We start from the raw sequence: 5,516 nt of genomic DNA, 5'->3' as shown, positions 1-5,516 counted from the left end.
GGTTTTGCCGCGTCATTCATATCATGTCTTGGCGGATATGACCCTTGATCGTCTCGCGCATCGATTCGGCATCGGCGGTGGCAAGGCCTGGCAGGGTCACGATACTGTTGTGTGTCCCGGCCGTGTGAACGATCAGGGTGGACAGGCCGAAAAGGCGCTGCAACGGTCCCTGCGCGACGTCGATATGCTGGATCCGGTTGAACGGGACAATCGTATCGGTGCGCCAGAGATAGCCGCGCAGCACCCGCAATTGTTCGTCGCCCATATCATAGCCCCAACGCCGATAGATCCGCCTCGGCAGGACCAGAACCATCAAGGCAGCTAGCAGCGCCAGGGGAATGAGCAGCAGGCCGGGCTGGGTGCCAAGCTGGATCTGGATCGCGATTTCTCCGGCCAGACCCAGCGCCAGCAGGATGACCGCTCGGACGACCATATTGACCCGGATCAGGCTTTTCTCCGGCGGATGGAGCGGCGTCAGACCCTGATTATAATCTGGCGCCGGAATTTCAGGCGCGTCATGGAGATGTTCGGCCGGGTGCAATTGATCGTTCATCGGGACGTTGTGAACCAACCGTATCATCGATGCAAGACAGCTTGATCAGGGCGGTCGTGCTATACTGGTGCTGCAAATGATTCGAAAGCCAGAAAAGGAAATTCCCATGGATGACAATATCTACAAGATCACCGAAGTCGTGGGCAGTTCATCGACGAGCATCGAGGATGCGATCGAAAAGGCGATTGCCCGTACCGCGGCGACCATAAAGGATCTTGGTTGGTTCGAAGTCACCGACACCCGCGGCCATATCGTCGATGGCAAGGTTGCCCATTATCAGGTGACGTTGCGGATAGGCTTTACGCACCATTCAACGGCCTGACCCTCATGCCATGTTCTGGCAAGGGGGGCATGGCGGCTAACGAGCCAGGGCAGCCGCCGCCTGCTCCTTCAACGAACTGATGATTTCGGCCACGGATTCTTCGGCCTTCACCATGCCGACCGACTGCCCGGCCATGACGCTGCCATGTTCGACATCGCCGTCGATCACCGCCTTGCGCAACGCACCGGCCCAGAAATGCTCGATCTGCAGCTGCGCTTCGCCCATTTCGATCACCCCGGAATCGAGCAGCTTGGCGACCTCGATCTGCTTGCGGGTGAATTCTTCGGTGCCCTTGTTCTTCAGCGCCCGCACCGGAATCACCGGCAATCGCGGATCAACCTGGACGCTGGTGATCGCATCGCGGGCATTGCCGCGCATGAAGGCTTTCTTGAACGCCGGATGGGCAATCGATTCGTGCGCGCAGACAAAGCGCGTACCGAGTTGAACGCCGCTGGCCCCCATTTCGAGATAGGCGGCGATCATCTCGCCAGTGCCGATCCCTCCGGCAACGAAGACTGGCAGCTGGTCGGCAATTTCGGGCAATATTTCCTGCGCCAGCACCGAGGTGGACACCGGGCCGATATGGCCGCCGGCCTCCATGCCTTCAATAACGATCGCATCGACACCCGAACGAAGAAACTTTTTCGCGAGCGCCATGGCGGGGGCGAAGCAAATCACCTTTGCCCCGGTTTCCTTGATCGCCTCAAGGCTGCCTTTGGGAGGGAGGCCGCCAGCCAACACAACGTGGGTCACCGCATGTTTGCCGCAAACCGCGATCAGCGCCATCAGATCAGGATGCATCGTTATCAGGTTGACCCCGAACGGTTTTTCGGTGCGTTTTTTCGTCTCAGTGATTTCAGTATCGAGCAGTTCCGGTGTCATCGCACCACAGGCAATTACGCCAAAACCGCCGGCGTTGGAAATAGCGCTGACCAGATTGCGCTCCGACACCCAGGACATGGCCCCGCACATGATCGCGGTTTCGCTGCCGAGAAGATCGGTGCCGCGCTGCATGAGATGTTCGAGCTTGGATTCAGTCATTTTGCGTGTTCCTTCGCATTCCAGCCTGAGAGCATGGTAAAGCGGTGAGTAGTAAAGAGGCTGGCGATTTGCCAGCCGATGAAATTCGCGAGCAGGAGCGGATTATCAACCGACGTGCAAGCGGGGGAACCATCCCTCAAGCAGCATCCTCCGCATCTAGCCCGTAGGCGGTGTGCAGGACGCGCAGCGCCAGTTCGGTATAGTCTTCCTCGATCAAAACGCTCACCTTGATTTCCGATGTCGTGATCGCCTGGATATTGACCCCGCGATCGGCGAGCGCCTTGAACATGGTGGCGGCGATGCCGGCGTGGCTTTTCATGCCGACGCCGACGACCGAGATCTTGGCGACATTGGTGTCCGGGATCAGGCGATTGAAACCGATTTTCGCCTGCGCGCCTTCCAGTACCTGCATGGCATGGTCCAGATCGACGTTCGGGACGGTGAAGGTCACGTCGGTTTCACCTTTCTCGCGGCCGACATTCTGGATGATCATGTCGACATTGATCGCGGCATCGGCCAGCGGCGCAAATATATCCGCAACCGCGCCCGGTTTGTCGGGGACGCGGGTCAGGGTGATTTTTGCTTCATTCTTGTCATGGGCGATGCCGGTGATCAGCTGTCGTTCCATATCCTCTATCTCCATTTCCTCTTCGCCGACGATCATCGTGCCGGGCAGGTCGTCTGCGGTCCATTCGGTCGTTTCATCGGTGAAGGAAGAGAGTACCTGGATGCGCACCCCCTCCTTCATCGCCAGGCCCACCGACCGGGACTGCAATACTTTTGTGCCGACGCTGGCCAGGTCTAGCATTTCCTCGAACGTCACTTTTTTAAGCTTGCGCGCACGGGTCACGATGCGCGGGTCGGTGGTGTAGACTCCGTCGACATCGGTATAGATATCGCACCGATCCGCCTTGACCGCAGCGGCGATCGCCACCGCGCTGGTATCGGACCCGCCGCGTCCCAGGGTCGTGATCCGGCCGTCCTCGCTGATTCCCTGGAATCCCGGGATGATAGCGATCTCACCGCTGGTCATCGCGGCGACCAGCTTTTCAGCATCAATCGTATCGATCCGCGCCTTGCTGTGTGCTTCCATGGTACGGACCGGCATCTGCCAACCGAGCCAGCTGCGCGCTTTCGCACCGAGCGACTGCAGCGCAATCGCGAGAAGTCCCGACGTCACCTGTTCGCCGGATGACACGACCACGTCATATTCGGCCGGATCGTAAAGCGAACTGGCTTCGCGGCAGAAATTGACCAGGCGGTCGGTATCGCCCGCCATGGCGGATACCACCACAGCCACTTCATGGCCGGCGTCGGCCTGCTGCTTGACGATCTGCGCAACCCGGCGGATACGCTCGGTACCCGCCATCGAAGTGCCGCCAAATTTCATCACTATGCGTGCCATGCTGCTGTTGGATAGACTTTCGCTAAAAAGGGCCTGAACAGGATTGAAATTCCTGATAAAGAGCGGGCATGACAAAGGCAAGTAGCAGCACGATCAACCCCGGCGAAGCGGCACATTTTGGCGCTCTCGCCGCGGACTGGTGGGATCCGAAGGGCTCGTCGGCCATGCTCCACCGGCTCAATCCGGTGCGGCTGGCCTATATGCGGGACGCGATTGACCTGCATTTTCATTGCGATAGCAGTCGGTTGCGGCCGCTTGCAGGGAAAAGGGCGCTCGACGTCGGCTGCGGCGCCGGCCTGCTTTGCGAACCGCTGGTCAGACTGGGTGCGAGCGTAACCGGTCTCGATGCAGCACCGGAAAATATCGCTGTGGCCAAGGCGCATGCCGGTCCGCAAGGGCTGGAAATCGACTATCGCAACACCGCCATCGAGGATTTCGAGGGAAAGGATTTTGATCTGGTGACCTCGCTCGAGGTGATCGAACATGTCGATGCTCCGCAGGCCTTTGTGAACGGGCTGGCGCAATGCATGGCTGACGACGGCCTGATGATCCTCTCAACACCCAATCGCACGGCGTTGTCGAAACTACTGTTGGTCGAACTGGCCGAGCGGACCGGACAAATCCCGCGCGGGACCCATCACCATGAGCAATTCATCACCCCGGACGAGCTCGAGAAACTGCTGAACGCTGCCGGCCTCCAGGTCATTGACACGCGCGGCCTGTCCTATGGCCCGGCCAGGGGTTTTACCCTGTCGGACAATCTGTCGCTCAACTACCTGGTGACCGTGGTCAAAGCCTGATGGCCAGGACCGATGCCCGCATTGATGCCTATATCGACAAGGCTGAGGATTTCGCCAAGCCGATTTTGAATCATCTCCGTGCGCTGGTCCATCAAGCCCGCCCCGATGTCGAAGAAGCGGTAAAGTGGAACATGCCCTTCTTCACCCTAGGGGGCAAAAATCTCGCCAATATGGCGGCGTTCAAGGAACATGCGGCCTTTGGTTTCTGGGAACGACTAGGGGTTGATACACCCAAGGCGAACCAAGCCATGGGTCATTTTGGCCGGATCAGGTCGCTGGAGGATTTACCCGACAAGGACGAACTGGTCGCGATGATCCTTTCGGTGGCAGAAAAAATGCAGGGACAAAGGGCTGCACCCAAAAAATCGAAGCCCAAGCCGGTCAAGGTCCCGCCGCTACCCGCAGCTTTCGCGAAAGCCATTGCCGCAAATCCCGATGCGCAAAAGACCTATGACGAATTCTCACCGGGCTATCGGCGGGACTATATCCTTTGGGTTACGGGAGCGAAGCGGGAGCAGACCCGTGACAAGCGCATGGCCACGGCGGTCGAGTGGATGGCCGAGGGCAAGGACCTGAACTGGAAATATCGCTAGAAGTCGACCTTTTCATAATGGGCCGGCGGCGCGATCACTTCCATGCGTTCGGAGAGCAACGGGCGGAAAGAGGGCCGCGATTTGAACATGCTGTACCAGGCTTTGGTCTGTTCGTGCCCGGCCCAGTCGATTGCCCCGAGATAATCGGCCACGGAAATCTGGGCCGCTGCGGCAAGATCGGCAAGACTCATCGTTGCCCCGGCCAGCCAGCTGCGGTGGTCGATCAGATAATCGACATAATCGAGATGCGAATTCGCCCGGCGCATCGCTTCGCGCAAAATTTTTGCATCAGGCGGCTCACGCCGGACCAGTCTTTTATGCATCCGCTCATGCAGCATCGGCGCGGTGACATCGCCGTAAAATTGTTCGTCGAACCATGCCACCAGCCGCCGTATCTCGGCCCGATTCACCGCCGTGCCGTTGATCATCGGGATTTTTTCGACGGTCTCCTCGATATATTCGCAAATCGCTACACTGTCGACGAGATGAATATCGCGCTCGGCATGTTTCATCACAGGCGTGCGGCCGGTCGGGTTCATCGACAGAAATTCGTCGCGCTGATCCCAGGGCGATTCGCGGATAAGCTCATAGCCGACCGATTTCTCGCCCAGCAGCAAGCGGACTTTACGCGAAAACGGACATAGGGGGAACTGATACAACTGCCACATGGCGCTGGTGTTAGTCGGGAACAGGCGTTTGGGGAAGGGCTTTGATGCGGGATGCCCACATTGTGTTGTGGTGGGCGGTCAGAATTATTGGCTCGCTTCCATGCGCTGCTTCATCCTCTCGCCAATGGCCTGTA

Annotated in this window: 7 protein-coding genes; 3 read left to right on the top strand and 4 right to left on the bottom strand. The window is 58.7% G+C overall.

The window, feature by feature from the left end; translation table 11 throughout:
• Positions 1–16: 16 nt before the first annotated feature.
• Positions 17–580 carry a PH domain-containing protein gene (locus ACN0SW_RS20205; protein WP_417729696.1) on the bottom strand — a complete coding sequence of 188 codons (564 nt, stop codon included), beginning with the start codon at positions 578–580 and terminating at the stop codon, positions 17–19.
• Between the two features lie 79 nt (positions 581–659).
• Here ACN0SW_RS20205 and ACN0SW_RS20200 point away from each other — a divergent pair, with 79 nt between their 5' ends.
• Positions 660–875, top strand: coding sequence for a dodecin (locus tag ACN0SW_RS20200; RefSeq protein ID WP_417729695.1), 216 nt, complete (start codon positions 660–662; stop codon positions 873–875).
• 36 nt (positions 876–911) lie between these two features.
• Here ACN0SW_RS20200 and ACN0SW_RS20195 read toward each other — a convergent pair whose 3' ends face one another.
• Entirely contained in the window at positions 912–1,916 is a 1,005-nt protein-coding gene (locus ACN0SW_RS20195; protein WP_417729694.1) for an NAD(P)H-dependent flavin oxidoreductase, read from the bottom strand.
• Between the two features lie 136 nt (positions 1,917–2,052).
• A complete protein-coding gene (locus tag ACN0SW_RS20190) occupies positions 2,053–3,321 on the bottom strand; it encodes an aspartate kinase (RefSeq protein ID WP_417729693.1) in 1,269 nt (422 codons plus the stop codon).
• 68 nt (positions 3,322–3,389) lie between these two features.
• Between ACN0SW_RS20190 and ubiG the strand changes: the two genes are divergently transcribed.
• Positions 3,390–4,121 (top strand): bifunctional 2-polyprenyl-6-hydroxyphenol methylase/3-demethylubiquinol 3-O-methyltransferase UbiG, encoded by a 732-nt coding sequence (ubiG, locus tag ACN0SW_RS20185; RefSeq protein ID WP_417729692.1) that lies wholly within the window; start codon positions 3,390–3,392, stop codon positions 4,119–4,121.
• Positions 4,121–4,714 carry a YdeI/OmpD-associated family protein gene (locus tag ACN0SW_RS20180; protein WP_417729691.1) on the top strand — a complete coding sequence of 198 codons (594 nt, stop codon included), beginning with the start codon at positions 4,121–4,123 and terminating at the stop codon, positions 4,712–4,714. The genes ubiG and ACN0SW_RS20180 overlap by 1 nt, the downstream gene beginning before the upstream one ends.
• On the opposite strand, the gene ACN0SW_RS20175 is transcribed toward ACN0SW_RS20180, so the two are convergent.
• A complete protein-coding gene (locus tag ACN0SW_RS20175) occupies positions 4,711–5,382 on the bottom strand; it encodes a glutathione S-transferase family protein (RefSeq protein ID WP_417729690.1) in 672 nt (223 codons plus the stop codon). The genes ACN0SW_RS20180 and ACN0SW_RS20175 overlap by 4 nt on opposite strands.
• Between the last annotated feature and the right edge of the window lie 134 nt (positions 5,383–5,516).

This window comes from Roseovarius sp., assembly GCF_048262375.1.
Lineage (GTDB): Bacteria > Pseudomonadota > Alphaproteobacteria > Rhodobacterales > Rhodobacteraceae > Roseovarius.
The sequence above is the reverse complement of the archived record's forward strand: the minus strand, read 5'-3'. Positions and strand labels throughout refer to the sequence as shown.